Genomic DNA, 20,632 nt, shown 5'->3' with positions numbered 1-20,632 from the left:
CGTGGCTATGCTGTGGTGCGCTGTGCTGTACTGTGCCGTGGCTCAACCGCCGTAGGCGAGCGCCAGGAACACCCGCGCCAGCACCGCGCCGACGCCCACCGCCACGCCGAACAGCAGCAGGCCTTGCAGCAGACGGTTGGTGCGTTTCTGTTCGAGCAGGATCTGGCGAATCATGTCGTCGTTCGCGCCGTGCTTGTTGTCGTGGCGCTCCGCCAGCACATGATGGATCAGACGCGGCAGTTGCGGCAGCGTCTTGCTCCACTGCGGCGCCTCGATTTTCAGCCGCTCGTACCAGCCGCGCAGACCGATCTGCTCGTTCATCCAGCGCTCGAGATACGGCTTGGCGGTCTTCCACAGATCCAGTTCGGGATCGAGCGAGCGGCCCAGCCCTTCCACATTCAGCATGGTCTTCTGCAGCAAGACCAGTTGCGGCTGAATCTCGACGTTGAAGCGGCGCGACGTGGAAAACAGTCGCATCAGCACCTGACCGAGCGAAATGTCCTTCAGCGCGCGGTCGAAATACGGCTCGCACACCGCGCGGATCGCGCTTTCGAGCTCCTCGACGCGCGTGGTGGCCGGCACCCAGCCCGACTCCAGATGCAGCGTGGCGACGCGGTGATAGTCGCGCTTGAAGAACGCGAGGAAGTTCTGCGCCAGATAGTTCTTATCGAAATCCGACAGCGCGCCGATGATGCCGAAGTCGAGCGCGATATAGCGGCCGAAGTGCGCCGGATCGAGGCTCACCTGAATGTTGCCCGGATGCATGTCGGCGTGAAAAAAGCCGTCGCGGAACACCTGCGTGAAAAAAATCTCGACGCCTTCGCGCGCCAGCTTAGGGATATCCACGCCGGCCGCGCGCAGCGTTTCGACCTGACTGATCGGCACGCCGACCATGCGCTCCATCACCAGCACCGTGGGCGTGCAGAACTCCCAATACATTTCCGGCACCAGCAGCAGATCGAGCCCGGCGAAATTGCGCCGCAACTGGCTGCCGTTGGCCGCCTCGCGCATCAGATCGAGTTCGTCGTGCAGATACTTGTCGAATTCGGCGACCACCTCGCGCGGCTTCAGGCGCTTGCCGTCCGCCCAAAGGCGCTCGGCCCACACGGCGATGTCGCGCAACAGCGCGAGGTCGGAATCGATCACCGGCAGCATGTTCGGGCGCAGCACCTTCACCGCGACCGCCTTGCCGGCGTGCTGACCGGCCTTGACCTTCGCGAAATGGACCTGCGCGATCGACGCGCTCGCCACCGGCACCCGCTCGAAATCGTCGAACAGCACGTCGACCGGTGCGCCGAGCGATTTCTCGACGAGCCCGATCGCCACCGCCGAATCGAACGGCGGCACCTGGTCCTGCAACTTCGCGAGTTCGTTGGCGATGTCGACCGGCAACAGATCGCGGCGCGTGGACAGCACCTGGCCGAACTTGACGAAGATCGGCCCGAGGCTTTCGAGCGCGAGCCGCAGACGCACACCCGGCGGCGCTTCGAACTTGCGGCCGATCGTGGTGATGCGCAGCAGGAAGCGCACGCGCCGGTCGTTGACGCGGCCGAGCATCATCTCGTCGAGACCGAAGCGGATTACCGTGAAGAAAATCTTGAGGAAGCGCAGAAAACGCATAGTTGTGCCCGTTGACTAGCGCGTGCCGCGCGACGTAGCGGCGCCGCCCGGCGCATGCGCGCCGCGGGCTTCGACCTTCTGTTCCAGACGCTCGACGCGTTTTTCCACGCGCGCCAGCGCATCGCGCGCACGCGCCAGTTCGACGTTGAAGTCTTCCAGCGATGCACGGCGCACCAGTTGCGGATTTTCGTCGAGCAGATATTCGGCGGCCGTGTCGAGCAGGTTGCGCCCGGTGCGCTGCACGTGTTCGCCGACCGATTGTACGATCGACGCCACCCGCCACGCAGGCCCATCGCCGATGAACTTCGCGAGATCCTCCTCCGGCTCCCAGCGCAGATGCTCGGCGAGTTTGGCGATCACCGTGGCGAACTCCGCGTCGCCCTCGATCTTCACGTGCTTCATGACCGCGGCCTGGCCGCCTTGCACGAAGGCCGGCAGCGCGTCGGACGGCACCGAGATGGTGACGTCGAACTGTTGTGCGTCGGTTTCGCCGATCGCGCCCAGATAACCGTCGGGCTGCACCAGCAGCGTCAGCACGACCGGCGGACAGGCCAGTCTGGCGGTCTTGCCCGCGTACGGGGCGAGGCGCTCACGAGCCCACGATTCGCGGGCGAGCAGATGATTGACAGCAGCAGCGAAGGGCTTGGCGGCGAGGGTCATTGAAAGTGGCAAGAAAAAACCCGCGCGGGCGAGGTGCCCGCGCGGGTTCCTATTGTAACGTCCGTTCGCTTCGCGGCCTGCTATGCCGAACGGCCGATGCTTTGTGCGAAATCAGGCTCGACCGCGTTGCCCCGAGGCCGTGGCGACGCGGCCCCGGTGAGCTCAATGCTGCGCAACCTGCTGGATACCGGCCAGCAGCCAGCCTTCGCCGGCGCGGTTCGACTTCGACAGATTCCACACTTCGACGAACGGTTCCGCCGCCGCGCCCGGCGCTTCGCGGATCAGGCCGGAGAAGCGCACGCTTGCGAAGTACTCGTTCGCGCGCTCTTCGACGCCCAGCATCTCGGCGTTCAACTGGACGATATCCGTCTGGTTGCTCTCGTTACCGCGCGAGGACAGGTCCACCTTCACCTCGGCGAACATTTCCGGCGTGGTGAATTCGCGGATGTCGTCCATATTGCCGACGTCCCACGCCGCCTGGAGCCGCACGAAATACACCTTGGCGTTACGCAGGAACGCTTCCGAATCGAAACCGGCCGGCACGGCGGCCGCCGTAGCCGCCGTAGCAATTCCCGGCGCGCTCATCGAATGGCCTTGCGGCTCCAGATACGAACCGGCGGGCGGCGCGTTGTAGCGCGGCTCCTGCGACGTATAGCCGCTGTTACCCGAATTCAGCGACGGCGACGCGCCGGCGTAGGCCGGTTGCGCCGTGTCGCGCTTGCGGCCCATGAAGCGGCGGACCAGCCAGATGCCGATCATGGCCAGCACGGCAATCACGATGATATTGGCCATGGCGCCGGCGAACGCGCCGCCCAGGCCGAAGTGCGACAGCAACGCGGCGATGCCGAGACCGGCGGCCAGACCGGCGATCGGTCCGAGCCACCGCGAGCGGTTAGGCTGCGCGGCCGGCGCCGCCGCGGGCGCGGGTTGCGCGCGCTGCTGCATGGCCTGGTTGCTTTGTGCGGGTTGCGACGGCGTCGCCTGATGTTGCTGCTGAACGGTGTTCGACTGACGGCCGATGCTGCGGCCACCGCCCATGCGGCGAGCTTCCGCATCGAGCGAAGCGAGGGAGCCGGCCATGATCAGACCGACCACCGCGATCAGTCCGATTCTTCTCGCCAACGACCGCCTAACCTTACGGGGAGATAACAACGCTGAATCGGACATTTTCGCACTTTCCTTTAAAAATCGATGGGTTAGGAACCCTAGTATTTGGTCCCCACATGTAAAGCTACCACGCCAGCTGACAAATTGTAATATTTGACGCCGTCCAGGCCAGCTTGTTCCATCATTGTTTTTAAAGTTTCCTGATCCGGATGCATGCGGATCGATTCCGCCAGATACTGATAGCTCTCGGCGTCTTTCGCGAAGCGTTCGCCCAGCCACGGCAACACCTTGAAAGAATAGACGTCGTAGACTTTTTTGAGCGGATCCCACACCTTCGAGAATTCCAGCACCAGCAGGCGCCCGGCCGGTTTCAGCACGCGCCGCATTTCCGCCAGCGCGACGTCCTTGTGGGTCATGTTGCGCAGGCCGAAGGCCACCGTCACCACATCGAAGTAGTTGTCCGGAAAGGGAATCTTCTCGGCGTCGCAGAGCAGCGCCGGGGTGATCACGCCCTTGTCCAGCAGACGGTCGCGGCCGACGCGCAGCATCGATTCGTTGATGTCGGTGTGCCAGACCTCGCCGGTGTCGCCCGCCTGCTTCGCGAACGCCTTCGACAGATCGCCCGTGCCGCCCGCGATGTCGAGCACCTTGTAACCCGGCCGCACGTTCGCCTGGGCGATCGTGAACATCTTCCAGGCCCGGTGCAACCCGCCCGACATCAGGTCGTTCATCAAGTCGTAGTTAGCGGCAACCGAGTGGAACACGCCCGCCACCTTCTGCGCTTTGTCCTGTTCGTCGACCGATTGAAAGCCGAAGTGGGTTTTGCTCATCGCGCTCGTCCTTTCGCGTATTCTGGATTGTTGCGCCGCATCAGTGCGGCGATCAGGGCGAATCGTATCAGTGACAGTGCCCGTGCGCAGCGCCGGATGGCGTCATCGGCGCGTCGCGGTCGACGCCCGCCGCCTGTAGTTTGGCGAGATACGCGGCCCAGAGTTCATCCTGACGCACCGCCATGTCGTGCAGCAGATCCCACGAATAGATGCCGGTGCCGTGCCCGTCGGAGAAAGTGGGCTGCAGCGCGTAATTGCCGACGCCCTCGATCATCGTGATCGTCACGTCGCGCTTGCCGGTCTGCAGCGTTTCCTGGCCGGGCCCGTGGCCCTGCACTTCCGCCGACGGCGAATAGACACGCAAGAACTCGAACGGCAGCCGGTACGATTCGCCGTTTGCGTATTGCAATTCGAGTACACGCGATTTGGAATGCACGACCACGCCGGTCGGCACCGGCGTCTCACGGGTCAGTCCGCTCATGATGAGCCTCTCCAGAAAGATACGCGCCGGGATGATTCCGGCCCGGTTGCGTTGGGCGGTTCGAGACCGCTCCGGCATCTCGCGCCTGTGGGCGGCCAGCGAGATGAATTAAGTTGGCCGCGCCTGGCGAGATTTGGCCAGCGCCAGGATCGAACCCGCGCCAAACCGGGCGCCGGCCTTCAAACCCCAGCCCAGCCGAACTCAAGCCAACGCGTGTTCGATTTCCTGCCGCACCGCCTCGCGCAGCAACGTGGCCTGCGCGCGGCGCGACGACAGCATCGCTTCGGACACCGTGCGCTGACGCGGCGCCCAGATGGGCAAGGGAAAATGCGCGTCGTTCGAATAACGCGGAATCACATGCCAGTGCACGTGCGGCACCTGATTGCCGAGGCTCGCGAGATTCACCTTGACCGGCTGCATCACGCGCCGCAACGCGCGTTCCACGGCGTACACGGCCCGCATCACGCGATCGCGGTCGCTGTCGGCGAGATCCGAAAACTCGGCGACGTGTTGATTCCAGATCACCCGGCAGAAGCCGGGGTAATCGTGTTCGTCGGCGAGGACGACACGCAGACTGTCGTCCTGCCACAGCACATCGCCACCGTCTTCGCGGCAAAAAACGCAGTTCATCGTCGTCCTCAGGCAAGAATCGTCAGTCGTGCCATTAAACCAGCACGCGCTCGATTCCGCCATTGTTGGCCCGCTGCACGTAGTCGGCCATCCAGTCTTCGCCCAGCACGTGACGCGCCATTTCGACGACGATGTAGTCCGCCTCGGTGCCGGCATCGTCGTTGTAGCGCGACAAGCCTTGCAGACAGGACGGGCAGCTGGTCAGGATCTTGACGTCGGTGGCGCCGTTCGGTTGCGGGCCGTCGCCGGCCTTGAGCACCGAACCCTCCGGCGCGCCCGCCGCACCGGCCGATGCGTTGGCGGTGTTGATTGCGTTCGCGCCCGCCTCGGCCACCAGCGGGATGCCGCGCAACTTCGCCGCGCCCTTGCGCATTTCCTCTTCCTTGCGGAAACGGACCTGCGTGGACACGTCCGGACGCGTGACCGCGAGCGTGCCGGATTCGCCGCAGCAACGATCGTTCTTCTCGATCTTGTAGCCGTCTTTTTCCGAGCCCATCAACTGGTTGACCAGCTTGACCGGATCGATCGTCTTGATCGGCGAGTGGCAAGGGTCGTGGTACATGTAGCGCACGCCGTTCACGCCCTCGAGCTTGATGCCCTTTTCCAGCAGATATTCGTGAATGTCGATGATCCGGCAGCCCGGGAAGATCTTGTCGAATTCGTAGCCGGCGAGCTGGTCGTAGCACGTACCGCACGACACCACCACCGTCTTGATGTCGAGGTAGTTCAGCGTGTTGGCCACGCGGTGGAACAGCACGCGGTTATCCGTGACGATCTTCTCGGCCTTGTCGAACTGGCCCGAGCCGCGCTGCGGATAGCCGCAGCACAGGTAGCCCGGCGGCAGCACCGTCTGCACGCCCGCCTCCCACAGCATGGCCTGGGTCGCGAGGCCCACCTGCGAGAACAGCCGCTCGGAGCCGCAGCCCGGGAAGTAGAACACCGCTTCCGTGTCGGCGGTGGTCGTCTTCGGATTGCGGATGATCGGGACGATCTTGTTGTCCTCGATATCGAGCAACGCGCGCGCGGTCTTCTTCGGCAGGTTGCCCGGCATCTTCTTGTTCATGAAGTGGATCACCTGCTGCGTGACGTTCGGCTTGCCGACCGTTGCCGGCGGGTGCGCCGTCTGCTTCTTCGTGAACTTCTTCAGCACTTCGTTGCCGAGGCGCTGCGCCTTGTAGCCGACGCCCATCATCGCGGTACGCGCGACATTGATGGTCTGCGGATTCGTCGCATTGAGGAAGAACATGCCGGCGGCGTTGCCCGGATTGAACTTCTTCTTGCCCATCTTGCGCAGCAGGTTGCGCATGTTCATGGTCACGTCGCCGAAATCGATCTTCACCGGGCAGGGCGTCACGCATTTGTGACAGACGGTGCAGTGATCGGCGACGTCGTTGAACTCTTCCCAGTGCTTGATCGACACGCCGCGACGGGTCTGCTCCTCGTACAGGAACGCCTCGACCAGCAGCGAGGTGGCCAGAATCTTGTTGCGCGGGCTGTACAGCAAGTTCGCGCGCGGCACGTGGGTCGCGCACACCGGCTTGCACTTGCCGCAGCGCAGACAGTCCTTGATGGACTCGGAAATCGCGCCGATGTCCGACTGCTGCATGATCAGCGATTCGTAGCCCATCAGCCCGAAGCTCGGCGTGTACGCGTTGCGCAGGTCCGCGCCCTCGAGCAGCTTGCCCGCATTGAAACGGCCGTGCGGATCGACGCGTTGCTTGTACTTGCGGAATTCGCCGATCTCGTCGTCGGTCAGGAATTCGAGCTTGGTGATGCCGATGCCGTGCTCGCCGGAAATCACGCCGTCCAGCGAACGCGCGAGCTTCATGATGCGCGCGACCGCCGTGTGGGCGTCCTGCAGCATCTCGTAGTTGTCGGAGTTGACCGGCAGGTTCGTATGGACGTTGCCGTCGCCCGCGTGCATATGCAGCGCGACGAACACACGGCCGCGCAACACCTGCTTGTGGATCGCCTGAGCTTCCTCGAGGATCGGCTTGAACTCGCCGCCGTTGAAGATCTGCCGCAACTCGGCGCGGATTTCCTGCTTCCACGACACGCGGATCGTACGGTCCTGCGTGATGTGGAACACAGTGGCGCCCGGCTGCGCGTCGGCGCGGTCGGCGAATTTTTCCGCCAGCGCCTCGTAGCCCAGACCGACGAGGTAGTGCTGCGCCTCGCGCACCGACAGATCCAGCTTGTCGCGCAGGAATTCCCAGCGGGTGCGCACGCGCTTGAGCAGATCCAGCGCCTGCTGCACGCGGTCTTCGAGCAGTTCGGCGCTCGGGATCTCGTTCGCGTCGTCGCTCTTGCCGAGCGGCAGCTTGCCGCCCTTGAAGAAGCTTTCGAGCGCGTCGACCAGTTGCAGCTTGTTCTTGATGGACAGCTCGATATTGATCCGCTCGATACCGTCCGTGTACTCGCCCATCCGGTTCAGCGGGATCACCACGTCTTCGTTGATCTTGAACGCGTTGGTGTGCTTGGCGATCGCGGCGGTGCGGCTGCGGTCGAGCCAGAAGCGCTTGCGCGCCTCGGCGCTGACCGCGACGAAACCCTCGCCGCTCTTGCCGTTGGCCATGCGCACCACTTCCGAGGTGGCATGCGCGACCGCATCCGGATCGTCGCCGACGATGTCGCCGATCAGCACCATCTTCGGAAACGCGTTGCGCTTGCTCTTGGTCGCGTAGCCGACCGCGCGCAGATAGCGCTCGTCGAGATGTTCGAGGCCGGCGAGAATCGCGCCACCCTGCTTCGACGTCTCGAACAGATAGTCCTTGATTTCGACGATGCTCGGAATCGCCTCGCGCGCCTGGCCGAAGAATTCGAGGCACACGGTGCGCGTGTGCGCGGGCATCTTGTGCAGCACCCAGCGCGCGGACGTGATCAGCCCGTCGCAGCCTTCCTTCTGCACGCCCGGCAGGCCGGCGAGGAATTTGTCGGTGACGTCCTTGCCGAGCCCTTCCTTACGGAACACGCGGCCCTTGATGTCGAGCGACTCGGTGCGCAGCAGTTTCTCGCCCGGCGCGTAGTTGCCGTCGAACCAGTCGAGCCGGAAACGCGCGACTTCGATGTCGTGGATCTTGCCCATGTTGTGGTCGAGGCGCGTGACTTCGAGCCAGTTCCCTTCCGGGTCGACCATGCGCCACCAGGCAAGGTTATCGAGCGCCGTGCCCCACAACACCGCCTTCTTGCCGCCCGCGTTCATCGCGACATTGCCGCCGACGCAGGACGCGTCCAGCGACGTCGGGTCCACCGCGAACACGAAGCCGGCCTGCTCGGCCGCTTCGGTCACGCGCCGCGTGACCACGCCCGCGCCGGAAAAAATCGTCGCGACCTTGCGATCGACGCCCGGCAGTTCGGTCATCTCGACCGCGCCGAGCTGTTCGAGCTTTTCGGTGTTGATCACGGCGGAGAACGGCGTGAGCGGCACCGCGCCGCCCGTGTAGCCGGTACCGCCGCCACGCGGGATCACGGTCAGCCCGAGTTCGAAACACGCCTTGATCATGCCGGCGATCTCGGCCTCGGTGTCCGGCGTCAGCACGACGAACGGGTATTCGACGCGCCAGTCGGTCGCGTCCGTCACGTGCGAAACGCGGGACAGGCCGTCGAACTTGACGTTGTCTTTTTCCGTGACCTTGCCGAGCACCTTGGTCGCGCGGCGGCGCAGGTCGTAGGTCTTCTGGAATTCGCTGCTGAAATCGTCGACCGCGCGGCGCGCGGCCTGCACCAGCGTGTCGACGCGCGCGGCGCGGTCCACGCCGGCTTCATCGCCGTGTTCGACCAGATCCGCGCGACGGCGCTTGTCGATCTCGGTCAGGCGGTGATGCAGCGCTTCGATCAACTGCGCACGACGCTTCGGATTGTCGAGCATGTCGTCCTGCAGGTACGGATTGCGGCGCACGACCCAGATGTCGCCGAGCACTTCGTACAGCATCCGCGCGGAACGGCCGGTGCGGCGCTCCGCGCGCAATTCGGCGAGCACCGCCCAGGCGTCGTCTCCGAGCAGGCGGATCACGATTTCACGATCGGAGAACGATGTGTAGTTGTAGGGAATTTCGCGCAGACGCGCTTCGGGATCGGCAGCCACCGCAGCGGCGGCACCGTGCGGATCGAAAACTTGAGGTGCGTTCATGTTTGGACGACTCGGTAGGTCAACCCGGCGCGCTCGTCGAAGAGGCGTCGGCTGACAGTGCGCGTGGGGCGCAATGCTGGAAATCTTCTAAGGGGAGCGAAGCCCGACCGACGGCCTGATTCACGTCGATCGCTTCGCGGCGCTCGGCTCTAGCTACACGATCGTGCGTGGCGCACGTGCCGCTCCGCCGCGGGGCAAGCCTCACGCGGGACAGGCATCAAGTGGGCGAACCGAGGCTGCCAGTGCATCTTCCGATCCTTATTCCGAAGCCGAATTCTACCGCATGATCCCGCCCTGCGTCGGCGGCTGAAAACGGGCCCGTGGCGGGGATTGACGCCCTTTCGCATCGGATCGCCCGGTTGTGCACGGGCGACGAAGGGCTCGCCAATTTACCGACCGGACGGTCGGGCAGCCCTCTTTGCCACGAGGCGCGCGACGCCGACGCTGTCGACGACCGGCCGGCGGGCGGCGCGGAACTGGCCAGGACACGGCTGGAGAAGCTGCAAAGACGAGGCAGGGATGCCGTAGGGATGCGCGCGGGGACACGGCGACGGCACAGCGACGACACCGCGACGACATAGCGGCGGCACAGCGGACATACGGCCGGTACACGTCCAGCGTACGGCAGGCGCACGGGTGACAGACGGTCGGCGCACTCGGCGTTGGCGCTATCATTGACCCTTTCCCGTCCCACGAAGCGCACCGCGCCACCCGCATGGCCTCCCACGACTACCTGAAAAAAACCCTCACCGCGCGCGTCTACGACGTGGCCCGCGAGACCGAACTCGAACGCGCGCCGAACCTGTCGGCGCGGCTTCGCAATCCGGTCTATCTGAAACGCGAGGACAACCAGCCGGTGTTCTCGTTCAAGGTCCGCGGCGCGTACAACAAGATGGCCCACATTCCGGCCGAGGCGCTGGAGCGTGGGGTGATTACCGCATCGGCGGGCAATCATGCGCAGGGCGTGGCGCTGTCGGCGGCACGCATGGGCGTGAAGGCGATCATCGTCGTGCCGGTGACGACGCCGCAGGTGAAGGTCGACGCCGTGCGCGCGCACGGCGGCCCGACCGTCGAGGTCGTGCAGTTCGGCGAGTCGTACAGCGATGCCTACGGCCACGCGGTGAAGCTGCAGGAAGAACGCGGCCTGACCTTCGTGCATCCGTTCGACGACCCGTACGTGATCGCGGGACAAGGCACCGTCGCGATGGAGATTCTCAGCCAGCACCAGGGGCCGATCCACGCGATCTTCGTGCCGATCGGCGGCGGCGGGCTCGCGGCGGGCGTGGCCGCGTACGTGAAATCGGTGCGTCCGGAGATCAAGGTGATCGGCGTGCAGACCGACGATTCGTGCGCGATGGCGATCTCGCTGAAAGCGGGCGAACGGGTCACGCTGAATGAAGTGGGCCTGTTCTCGGACGGCACGGCGGTCAAGCTCGTGGGCGAGGAAACCTTCCGGCTGTGCAGCGAATATCTCGACGACGTGCTCACCGTGAACACCGACGCGTTGTGCGCCGCGATCAAGGATGTCTTCCAGGACACGCGCAGCGTGCTTGAACCGGCGGGCTCGCTCGCCGTGGCCGGCGCGAAGCAGTATGCCGAGCGTGAAGGCATCGAGAACCAGACGCTGATCGCGATCACGTCGGGCGCGAACATGAATTTCGACCGCATGCGTTTCGTCGCCGAACGCGCCGAGGTCGGCGAAGCGCGCGAAGCGGTGTTCGCGGTGACGATCCCCGAAGAGCGCGGCAGCTTCAGGCGCTTCTGCGAACTGGTCGGCACCCGCAGCGTCACCGAATTCAACTACCGGATCGCGGATGCGAACTCCGCGCATATCTTCGTCGGCGTGCAGATCCGCAATCGCAGCGAGTCCGCGCAGATCGCGGGCGCGTTCGAGGCGCACGGTTTCGCCACCGTCGACCTGACCTTCGATGAACTGTCGAAGCAGCACATCCGCTACATGGTCGGCGGCCGTTCGCCGCTTGCGCATGACGAACGGCTGTTCCGTTTCGAGTTTCCGGAACGGCCGGGCGCGTTGATGAAGTTCCTGTCGTCGATGGCGCCGAACTGGAATATCAGCCTGTTCCATTACCGGAACCAGGGCGCGGACTACAGCTCGATTCTCGTCGGCATCCAGGTGCCGGAGAGCGAGAACGCCGCGTTCGACCAGTTTCTCGCGACGCTGGGTTATCCGTACTGGGAAGAGACGCAGAACCCGGTGTATCGCCTGTTTCTCGCCTGATCCTCAATCAAGGACCGTCACACTACGATGGCACTTTCGCTCGTCGACAAACTGGTGGTGGCCATCTCGTCGCGCGCGCTGTTCGACTTCGAGGAAGAGAACCGCGTGTACGAGGAAGGCAACCTGCAAGAATACGAAGCGTTGCAGCGCGCGCGGCTGAACGTGCCCGCCAAACCCGGTGTGGCGTTTCCGCTGATCCGCAAGCTGCTGGCCTTGAACGCCGGCGGGCATCGCGTGGAAGTGGTGATTCTGTCGCGCAGCGATCCGATCAGCGGGCTGCGCGCGTTTCATTCGGCGCGCGAACACGGGCTCGCGATCGAGCGCGGCGTGTTCACGCGTGGGCGGCCGCCGTTCGGTTATCTGAAGCCGCTGAACGCGTCGCTGTTTCTGTCCGCGAATCAGGGCGACGTGCGCGACGCGCTGGCTGCCGGTTTTCCGGCTGCGCGCGTGTTGCCCGAATCGGCGAAAATGGCGAGCACGTATCCGGACGAGATCCGCATTGCCTTCGACGGCGACGCGGTGCTGTTTTCCGACGAAGCCGAGCGCGTGTTCCAGAAGGACGGGCTGCGCGCGTTTGTCGGTCACGAGATTCACAATAAGGATTTACCGCTCGCGGATGGGCCGTTGAAGCCGTTGCTCGAAGCGCTGCACCGGCTGCAAAAACTCGCGGACGAAGCGTCGCCGATGCATATTCGTACGGCATTGGTGACGGCGCGATCGGCGCCGGCGCATGAGCGGGCGATCCGTACCTTGATGGCGTGGAACATCGAAATCGACGAAGCGATGTTCCTCGGCGGCCTCGACAAGAGCGCATTTTTGCGCGAGTTCGAGCCGGACTTTTTCTTCGACGACCAAATTGGCCACTGCGAATCGGCCCGCGTCGTGACGGCGACGGGGCACGTGATGAGTGGCATCGTGAACGCATCATGACACCCGAACAATCACCGCTGGGCAAGGCCTCCACATACACCGAGCAGTACGACGCCGGACTGCTGTTTCCGATTGCGCGCAGGAATGCGCGCGAGGCGATCGGGATTGGCGCGCAGTTGCCGTTCTTTGGCACCGACATCTGGAACGCGTATGAACTGTCGTGGCTGAACGCGCGCGGCAAGCCGCAGATTGCGGTGGCGACGTTTTTCGTGCCGGCGGATTCACCGAATATCGTCGAATCGAAGTCGTTCAAGCTTTATCTGGGGTCGTTCGCGCAGACGTCGTTCGAATCGATCGATGTGGTGAAGGACACGATCAAGCGGGACGTGTCGGCATCGTGTGGGGCGACGGTGTCGGTGCAATTGACGGCGCCGTACGAATTCGGAAAGTTGCGGATGGAGGAGTTTGCGGGGACGGCGCTGGACCGGCTGGATCTGGAGGCCGAGGTTTATCAGCCGGATGCTTCGTTGCTGAGCGCTGCGCTTGATGAGGCGCCGGTTGAGGAGACGGTTTTTTCCAATCTGTTGAAATCCAATTGTCCGGTGACTGGGCAGCCGGATTGGGGTTCGGTGCAGATTCATTATGTTGGGCCGCAGATCGATCATGCGGGGTTATTGCGGTATGTTATTTCCTATCGGAATCATACCGGGTTTCATGAGCAGTGCGTTGAGAGGATTTTTATTGATATTTTGAAGGTTTGTAAGCCTGTTAAGTTGGCGGTATATGCGAGGTATACCCGGCGGGGTGGGCTTGATATTAATCCTTTTCGTACCAACTATAATTTGGCGATGCCGGATAATTTTAGGTTGGCGCGGCAGTAAATATTTTTTTGACGCGAGGCGGGGTTGGTTTTTTTGTTTTTTTGGGGTTTTGGCCTTTCCTTGTATTGTTAGTGGTCTATTGGCGTCGCCCCTGTGCGGGGCAGGCACTTACTTTCTTTGCCGCCGCAAAGAAAGTACGCAAAGAAAGCGGCTTCACACCGCTAACTCTTAAGCGGGTCCCCCGCACAGCCACAGTAGTGGCCCATCTGGAATCCGTGCTCTCGCACATTCCGCGTCAGTGACAAAGCCGTCATTCATCCCGACTCGCGCACGCGCTCGCCGGAGCGGTCCGCTCAGGACCAGGGGCTTCGTTTGGGGTGGGTGGGGCCGTCGGCTGCGCCTCGGCGAGGCGCCGGAAAAATCGAGGGGATTGAAATGCCGCGGTCAGAACGACGGAGGGCGGCGTTTGATGGACCCGGGGGCGCGCGAAGCGCCGCCGGAAGCATGACTGCTGTGTCACCGAGGCGGAATGTGCGAGAACACGGATTCCAGATGGGCCGCTACCGTGGCTGTGCGGGGGATCCGCTTAAGAATTAGCGGTGTGAAGCCGCTTTCTTTGCTTACTTTCTTTGCGGCGGCAAAGAAAGTAAGTGCCAGCCCCGCACAGGGGCGACACTAATAGACCACTAACAATACAAGAAAAGACCAAAACCCCACTTAAACCGTCGGTTTTTTATAAGCCACACAATCAACCTCAACCCTACAATCAATCACCATAGAAGAAACAACACAAGCCCGCGCAGGCGGATTATCCCCAAAATACTCCCGAAAAACCTTATTAAACGAAGCAAAATCCCGAGGATCATCGAGCCAAACGCCACAGCGAACAACATCTTCGGCGCCATAGCCGGCTTCTTTCAAAATGGCAAAAACATTCTGAATCGCCTTGTGCGATTGCTCAACAATCCCGCCATTGATCACCTCGCCATTTTCCATCGGCGTCTGCCCGGAAACGAACAACCAGCCATCCGCCTCGACCGCACGCGCAAACGGCATATGTTGACCACCCGTCCCCTTCCCACCTTCAACGCCATATCGCTTCATCATCACACTCCTTAATCAGAATACAGTCAGAAAAAATCAATCCAGAAAAATCAGAACGCGCCCTGCGCATCGCCCTTCGACGCCGCGCCCCGCGCCACAAAATGCCCCGCGCGCTCACCCGTCACCTCGCCATTCCGGTACGACAGCACACCATTCACCCACACGGCATCGATGCCGTCCGCCGCCTGCTGCGGCTTCTCGAATGTCGCCACATCCCGCACCTTCTTCGGATCGAACAGCACCAGATCCGCGTGATACCCGACATGCACCTCGCCACGCTGCGCCAAGCCAAACCGGCGCGCCGACAAGCCGGTCATCTTGCGGACCGCCTCTTCCAGCGGCAACAACCCCGCGTCGCGCGCGTAATGCCCCAGCACCCGCGGAAACGCGCCCCACAACCGCGGATGCGGCAGCGGATCGTTCGGCAATCCGTCCGATCCCACCATCGTCGCGGGATGCGACAGAATCCGCCGGACGTCTTCCTCCGACATGTTGTGATACACCGCGCCCGCCGGCTGCAGCCGCTTGCCCGCCTCCTGCTGCGTGACGCCCCACTCGGCCGCGATCTCCCGCACCAGCTTGCCCGCCATCTCCGGATGCGGCTCCGACCACGTAATCGTGATGTCGATGTCGCCCGTCACCTGCTTCAGATCCAGCGTCGACGAACTGCGGTTGTACGGATAACAATCGCACCCGACCGGCTGCAAACGCCGCGCGCCTTCCAGCGACTTCAGCACCTCTTCGCTGCGCCCCCAGTTAGACGGCCCCGCGCATTTCAGATGCGAAATCACCACCGGCACGTGCGCGTGCCGGCCCACCTGATACGCCTCCTCCATCGCATCGAGAATCGCGTCGAACTCGGTGCGCATGTGCGTCGTGTAGAGCGCACCGGCCGCCGCGAGCGGCTCGGCCAGCGCCACCACCTCTTCGGTCGGCGCGGCGAACGCCGAACCATATGCGAGGCCGCTGCTCAACCCCAGCGCGCCATGCGCCAGCGCCTCTTCGAGCTGCGCGCGCATGCCGTCGATTTCCTCCGATGTCGCCGCGCGGTCGAGCCGGTCCATGTGATTGCTGCGCAACGCCGTATGGCCGATCAATGCGCCGACGTTCACCGCCGGACGCGCGGCGTTCACCGCGTCGACGTACGCGGCGAAGGTCGGGTACTGGAACGCGTCGCGCTCGCCGAGCAGGTTCATCGGGTCCGGCGGCTCGCCCTTCAACGCCACCGGCGACGCGCTGATCCCGCAGTTGCCGACGATCACCGTGGTCACGCCCTGCGTGATCTTCGGCAGCATCTGCGGCGAGCGGATCACGTGAGTGTCGTCGTGCGTGTGCACGTCGATGAAACCCGGCGCCAGCGCGCGCCCGTCGGCCTCGATGACCTCCTCGGCCAGCCAGTTCGACAGATTGCCGATCGCGACGATGCGGCCGTCGCGAATCGCCACGTCGCGCTCCACCGGCGGCGCGCCCGTGCCGTCATACAGTTGCGCGCCGACGATCAGCGTATCGGCAGCTTCGGGATGCGAATGCATGGATCAGTCTCCTAACGGTTGTCGATCGCCGCCGCCGCGGTGCGCGTCGAGCGCGTGCTTCATGCGGCGCAGCAATTCGCGGCTCTCGTCGCCCTGGCTGACGGCGAGTTCGGTGACGAGCACATCGAGCGCCATCATCATCGCGTAGCGCGACGACGACGGCTTGTAAATGAAATCGGTTTCGAACGCGACGATCGGGATCACCCAATCGGCAACCCTGGCCAGCGGCGACGCCGGCGCGGTCAACGCGATCACGCTCGCGCCGTAGCTGCGCGCGATCTTGCAGTTCTCCAGCATCTCCGGCACGCGCCCGGTGGTGGACAGCGCGATCACCACGCATTCGCGCGACACCGTGCTCGCCACCATGCGCTGCAGCAAGCCGTCCTGATACGTCGCGACCGGCCGGCCGAGCCTGACGAGGCGAAAGCGCATCTCGTCGGCGAGTGCGGTCGAACCGCCGCCCATGCCGAACACGTAGATCATCCGCGCGGCGCGCAAGGCAGCCGCCGCTTCGCCGAACGGCGCCTGCCGTAACAGTTGATGGTTATGCGCGAGCGCCGTCTGCAATTCGTCGAACACACGCGTGGCGATCGGCTCGGGCGCGTCGCTTGCGCCACCCGCCTGCAGGAAGCGCTGACCGACGGCAGCCGCCTGCGCGAGGCGCAGCTTCAACTCGCGCACATCCCGGCAACCGACGGCCTTCGCGAAGCGCGTGACGGTCGCGACACTCACCTCGGCCTGCTGCGCCAGCGCACCGATGCTGGCGCGCGAAGCGCCCGTCAGGTCGTCGAGAATCAGCGCGGCGACCTTGCGTTCGGCCGAGCGCAGCTCCGGCGCGCATTCCGCGATGCGCGCGACGATATCGAAAGCCAGCGGTTCGGCGGTTGAGTTCATTGCAGACTGTGGGATGCCGCGCGGACGCCCGGCCGGGAAAAAACCACTTCCTCAGCGGACCGCGCACGCCGTGGTACTAAATAACATTTCTGCGATCATCGTACTTTCGGTAACATGCTAAAGTCAACTTTGATTCAATTTAACTGGACGATGGAGCTGGGAGACATGAAAGTTACAAACTATCAGGGCGCAACGATTGATCCTTATAGCAAGGGCTTGGGCATGGTTCCGGGCACCAGCATCCAGTTGATGGATGCCGCGCGTCTCGAATGGAACCTGCTGAACGAGGACGTGAGCTTGCCGGCTGCCGTGCTCTACGCGGATCGCGTGGAACACAATCTGAAGTGGATGCAGGCGTTCGTCGCGGAATACGGTGTCAAGCTCGCGCCGCACGGCAAGACCACCATGGCGCCGCAACTGTTCCGCCGCCAACTGGAAACCGGCGCGTGGGGCATCACGCTCGCCACCGCGCATCAGGTGCGCGCCGCCTATCACGGCGGCGTGTCGCGCGTGCTGATGGCCAATCAACTGGTCGGCCGCCACAACATGATGATGGTCGCCGAGTTGCTGAGCGACCCGGACTTCGAGTTCTTCTGTCTGGTCGATTCCGTGGAAGGTGTCGAGCAACTGGGCGAGTTCTTCACGTCGGTGAAGAAGCCCCTGCAGGTGTTGCTCGAACTCGGCGTGCCGGGCGGCCGCACGGGTGTGCGCGACGACGCGCAGCGCACCGCGGTGCTCGATGCGATCGCGCGCTATCCGGATGTGCTGAAGCTGGCCGGCGTCGAGTTGTACGAGGGCGTGCTGAAGGAAGAACACGAAGTGCGCGAGTTCCTGCAAAGCGCGGTCGCGATCACGCGCGCGCTCGTCGACGAAGACCGCTTCGCGCGCACGCCGGCGGTGTTGTCGGGCGCGGGTTCGGCCTGGTACGACGTGGTCGCGGAGGAATTCGTGAAGGCGTCGGAAACCGGCAAGGTCGAGGTCGTGCTGCGCCCCGGCTGCTATTTGACGCATGACGTGGGCGTCTACCGCAAGGCGCAGACCGATATCTTCGCGCGTAATCCGGTGGCCAAAAAGATGGGCGAAGGTTTGCTGCCGGCGTTGCAATTGTGGGCGTACGTGCAGTCGATCCCCGAACCGGACCGCGCGATCATCGGCCTCGGCAAACGCGACGCCGCGTTCGACGCGGGCATGCCGGAACCGTCGCGTCACTATCGCCCGGGCAACGAAGCGCCGCGCGACGTCGAGGCGAGCGAAGGCTGGGAAATCTTCGGGATGATGGATCAGCACGCCTACCTGCGGATTCCCGCCGGCGCCGATCTGAAGGTGGGCGACATGATCGCGTTCGACATCTCGCACCCCTGCCTGACGTTCGACAAGTGGCGTCAGGTGCTGGTGGTCGATCCGGCTTATCGCGTCACCGAAGTGATCGAGACGTTTTTCTGAGGTTGGGAGTGAGTGGCGCGCCTCGTCTCGTGATCAAGTGAGGCGCGCTGTTCGCGAGGCGGGGCTTTGCATCAAGGCTCTGATCGACACGTCGCGGCGGCGCGTCGAGCCGCAACGGCTTAACTTCTCGCCGGCGCTTCTTCGTGAGTTGCACCGGCCGGTTGCGTGGCGGCCGCATCCGGCACGTCGTTCGCCTCCGAGACCACTTCGCCGATCCGCGCTTCGAGCATCTTCAACGCACCCGACAGCGCGCCCAGCACGTCGTCCGGCAACGCCGCCATGGTGTCGTGAATGAACACCTTGCGGCGCGGCAGGCTTTCGCGGATCGCGGCCATACCGGCGTCGGTCAGCCGCACATTGGTCACGCGGTTGTCGCGCTCGTCCATGCTGCGGGCGATCCAGCCGAGCCCTTCGAGCGCTTTCAATTGCCGCGTCAGCGCGCCCGGATCCACCCGCAAACGCTCCACCAGCCGCTTCTGCGACGACTCGCCGTCCTGATCGTGCAGCGCGAGCAGGATACGCCAGCGCGGCAACGGGTGGCCGACCTGCGCCTCGAACGCCGACATGAACGCCCGGTAAGTGCGCCCGAATTGCTGCATGACGGCGACGTGATCCTGTTCTTCCATAGCCTTTCAGTAAAACGGTAAGTCTGAATATCAATCCGCGTGAATCACCGGTTCGAGCTTGCGTTGCAGCTTGACCGGCGGCACCCGGCGGCTTTGCCATACCGACACCACGGCAATCACCGCCGCCATCGCGAGCCCGAGATGGATCGCCGCGACGAGCGCCTCGCGCGCGCTTTCGAGCAGCATCGCGCCGTTGTGGCCGGCGTGCGTCAACTGACCGAGCAAGGTGTCCTGCGCGTCGCGATTGATCAGGATCTGCGGATCGCCGAGATCGTTGAACCATTGCGACGCGTGGTCGTTCTCCAGCGCGCTGCGCACGCCGCTCGCGTACATATGCGTGACCAGCGTGCCGGTCAACGCCGTGCCGATCATCCCGCCGATCATCCGCAGCGACTGCAGCAGCGCTGTCGCGATACCAAGGTGCTCGCGGCCGGCGGTCTGCTGCGCGAAGATCGTCAGATTCGGCATCACGAAGCCCAGCCCCAATCCGCCGATCACCATGAACGACATCAGCAGCCATTGCGGCATCGCGCGCGTCGCGACGACCACGCCGAGACAGGCGAATGCGAGAAGCGCGAAACCGACGTACAGCATCAGATTCGGATTGCGCACACGCGACACGATCCGCCCGTTCGCGATACTGCCGATCGTGATGAACACCACCAGTGGCGTGATCACCAGCCCCGCTTCTTTCGGCGACATGCCGAAGCCGCCCTGGAACAGCAGCGGCGCGTAGAACAGCAGCGAGAACATCGAGAAGCCGCCCAGCACGGCCAGCGTGAAGAGCGCGGCCAGGCTGCGATTGCGGAACATGTCGACGGGCAGGATCGCGGTCGGGCAACGCTTTTCCCATTGCCACAGCGCGTAGGCGGACGCGACGCTCAACACGAGCAGCGCGAGTGCGCCCAGCGTGACGCCATGCTTGGGCAGCAATTCGACGAACAGTTGCAGCGAGCCGAGCGCGACGGCGATCAACGCGGCGCCGGGCCAGTCGAGCCGCATCTTACCTGTGTGCTCGACATGCCGGAGGTGCGGCAGAAAACGCCAGACAAAAAACAACGACAGCAAGCCGACCGGCAGATTCACATAGAACACCGACCGCCAGCCGTAGTACTGCGTGAGGAAACCGCCGAGCGACGGCCCCACCGCGTTGGCGATGCCGAACGCCGAACTCATCAGCACCTGCCAGCGCAAACGCACCACGGAGTCGGGAAACAGATCGGGGATGCACGCGAACGCGGTGCCGACCAGCATGCCGCCGCCGATGCCTTGCAGCCCGCGCGCGAGCACGAGGAACAGCATGCTGTTCGCCGCGCCGCACAGCACGGACGCGCCGGTGAACACGACGATCGACGCGATCACGAACGGCTTGCGCCCGTAGTAATCGCCGAGCCGGCCGAAAATCGGCACGGTGATGACCGAGGTCAGCAGATACGACGTGGCGACCCACGCGTACAGCTCGAAGCCCTTGAGTTCGGCCACGATGGTGGGCAGCGCGGTGCCGACCACGGTTTGGTCGAGCGCGACGAGCATCGTGACGAAGGAGATGCCGAGCATCGCCAGTAGCGATTCACGGAACGGTAAGACTTGCCCACTCGAATGGTGGGCGGCGGTATGGACAGCCATTTTTGATAGAGCAACAGTTG

At 63.8% G+C, this 20,632-nt stretch carries 16 protein-coding genes; 4 read left to right on the top strand and 12 right to left on the bottom strand.

Annotation, left to right across the window (positions count from 1 at the left end):
• Positions 1 to 42 precede the first annotated feature (42 nt).
• From ubiB to LFL96_RS02385, 7 genes are all read right to left on the bottom strand, one after another.
• Complete coding sequence (gene ubiB, locus LFL96_RS02415; protein ID WP_280997624.1) at positions 43 to 1,620, bottom strand: ubiquinone biosynthesis regulatory protein kinase UbiB; 1,578 nt, start codon at positions 1,618 to 1,620, stop codon at positions 43 to 45.
• A gap of 15 nt (positions 1,621 to 1,635) precedes the next feature.
• Positions 1,636 to 2,280 (bottom strand): SCP2 sterol-binding domain-containing protein, encoded by a 645-nt coding sequence (locus LFL96_RS02410; protein ID WP_280997622.1) that lies wholly within the window; start codon positions 2,278 to 2,280, stop codon positions 1,636 to 1,638.
• A 162-nt stretch (positions 2,281 to 2,442) separates the two neighbouring features.
• Positions 2,443 to 3,447 carry a TIM44-like domain-containing protein gene (locus LFL96_RS02405; protein WP_280997620.1) on the bottom strand — a complete coding sequence of 335 codons (1,005 nt, stop codon included), beginning with the start codon at positions 3,445 to 3,447 and terminating at the stop codon, positions 2,443 to 2,445.
• 38 nt (positions 3,448 to 3,485) lie between these two features.
• On the bottom strand, positions 3,486 to 4,217 hold the full coding sequence (gene ubiE / locus LFL96_RS02400) for a bifunctional demethylmenaquinone methyltransferase/2-methoxy-6-polyprenyl-1,4-benzoquinol methylase UbiE (RefSeq protein ID WP_012431711.1): 732 nt from the start codon (positions 4,215 to 4,217) through the stop codon (positions 3,486 to 3,488).
• Between the two features lie 67 nt (positions 4,218 to 4,284).
• The gene (locus LFL96_RS02395) at positions 4,285 to 4,698 is read right to left on the bottom strand and encodes a DUF971 domain-containing protein (RefSeq protein WP_280997614.1); all 414 of its coding nucleotides are present in this window, start codon (positions 4,696 to 4,698) and stop codon (positions 4,285 to 4,287) included.
• A gap of 201 nt (positions 4,699 to 4,899) precedes the next feature.
• Positions 4,900 to 5,328, bottom strand: a complete 429-nt coding sequence (locus LFL96_RS02390) for an HIT family protein (protein WP_280997612.1) — start codon at positions 5,326 to 5,328, stop codon at positions 4,900 to 4,902.
• Between the two features lie 34 nt (positions 5,329 to 5,362).
• Positions 5,363 to 9,457, bottom strand: a complete 4,095-nt coding sequence (locus LFL96_RS02385) for a DUF3683 domain-containing protein (RefSeq protein WP_280997610.1) — start codon at positions 9,455 to 9,457, stop codon at positions 5,363 to 5,365.
• A gap of 715 nt (positions 9,458 to 10,172) precedes the next feature.
• Between LFL96_RS02385 and ilvA the strand changes: the two genes are divergently transcribed.
• The 3 genes from ilvA to queF are packed head-to-tail and all read left to right on the top strand — an operon-like array spanning position 10,173 to position 13,447.
• On the top strand, positions 10,173 to 11,696 hold the full coding sequence (gene ilvA, locus LFL96_RS02380) for a threonine ammonia-lyase, biosynthetic (protein ID WP_280997608.1): 1,524 nt from the start codon (positions 10,173 to 10,175) through the stop codon (positions 11,694 to 11,696).
• Positions 11,697 to 11,723: 27 nt separating this feature from the next.
• On the top strand, positions 11,724 to 12,626 hold the full coding sequence (locus tag LFL96_RS02375; protein ID WP_280997606.1) for a 5'-nucleotidase: 903 nt from the start codon (positions 11,724 to 11,726) through the stop codon (positions 12,624 to 12,626).
• Positions 12,623 to 13,447, top strand: coding sequence for an NADPH-dependent 7-cyano-7-deazaguanine reductase QueF (gene queF, locus LFL96_RS02370; RefSeq protein WP_280997604.1), 825 nt, complete (start codon positions 12,623 to 12,625; stop codon positions 13,445 to 13,447). Before LFL96_RS02375 ends, queF begins: the two co-directional genes overlap by 4 nt.
• Positions 13,448 to 14,104: 657 nt before the next feature.
• Here queF and LFL96_RS02365 read toward each other — a convergent pair.
• Genes LFL96_RS02365 through LFL96_RS02355 form a run of 3 tightly spaced genes read right to left on the bottom strand, consistent with a single transcriptional unit; the run spans position 14,105 to position 16,917 of the window.
• Entirely contained in the window at positions 14,105 to 14,491 is a 387-nt protein-coding gene (locus tag LFL96_RS02365; protein ID WP_281000882.1) for a RidA family protein, read from the bottom strand.
• Positions 14,492 to 14,541: 50 nt separating this feature from the next.
• Positions 14,542 to 16,023, bottom strand: a complete 1,482-nt coding sequence (locus LFL96_RS02360) for a D-aminoacylase (RefSeq protein ID WP_280997602.1) — start codon at positions 16,021 to 16,023, stop codon at positions 14,542 to 14,544.
• 3 nt (positions 16,024 to 16,026) lie between these two features.
• A complete protein-coding gene (locus tag LFL96_RS02355; RefSeq protein ID WP_280997600.1) occupies positions 16,027 to 16,917 on the bottom strand; it encodes a MurR/RpiR family transcriptional regulator in 891 nt (296 codons plus the stop codon).
• Between the two features lie 165 nt (positions 16,918 to 17,082).
• Here LFL96_RS02355 and LFL96_RS02350 point away from each other — a divergent pair, with 165 nt between their 5' ends.
• The gene (locus LFL96_RS02350; protein ID WP_280997598.1) at positions 17,083 to 18,360 is read left to right on the top strand and encodes an amino acid deaminase; all 1,278 of its coding nucleotides are present in this window, start codon (positions 17,083 to 17,085) and stop codon (positions 18,358 to 18,360) included.
• Positions 18,361 to 18,479: 119 nt separating this feature from the next.
• Here LFL96_RS02350 and LFL96_RS02345 read toward each other — a convergent pair whose 3' ends face one another.
• The gene (locus tag LFL96_RS02345) at positions 18,480 to 18,986 is read right to left on the bottom strand and encodes a MarR family winged helix-turn-helix transcriptional regulator (RefSeq protein ID WP_280997596.1); all 507 of its coding nucleotides are present in this window, start codon (positions 18,984 to 18,986) and stop codon (positions 18,480 to 18,482) included.
• 30 nt (positions 18,987 to 19,016) lie between these two features.
• Positions 19,017 to 20,612, bottom strand: a complete 1,596-nt coding sequence (locus LFL96_RS02340) for an MDR family MFS transporter (RefSeq protein WP_280997594.1) — start codon at positions 20,610 to 20,612, stop codon at positions 19,017 to 19,019.
• Positions 20,613 to 20,632 lie beyond the last annotated feature (20 nt).

Origin of the sequence: Paraburkholderia sp. D15, from assembly GCF_029910215.1 — a bacterium.
In the GTDB taxonomy this organism is placed as follows: Bacteria; Pseudomonadota; Gammaproteobacteria; order Burkholderiales; family Burkholderiaceae; genus Paraburkholderia.
Note: the sequence above shows the minus strand (reverse complement) of the source record. Positions and strands in the feature narration are given on the sequence as shown.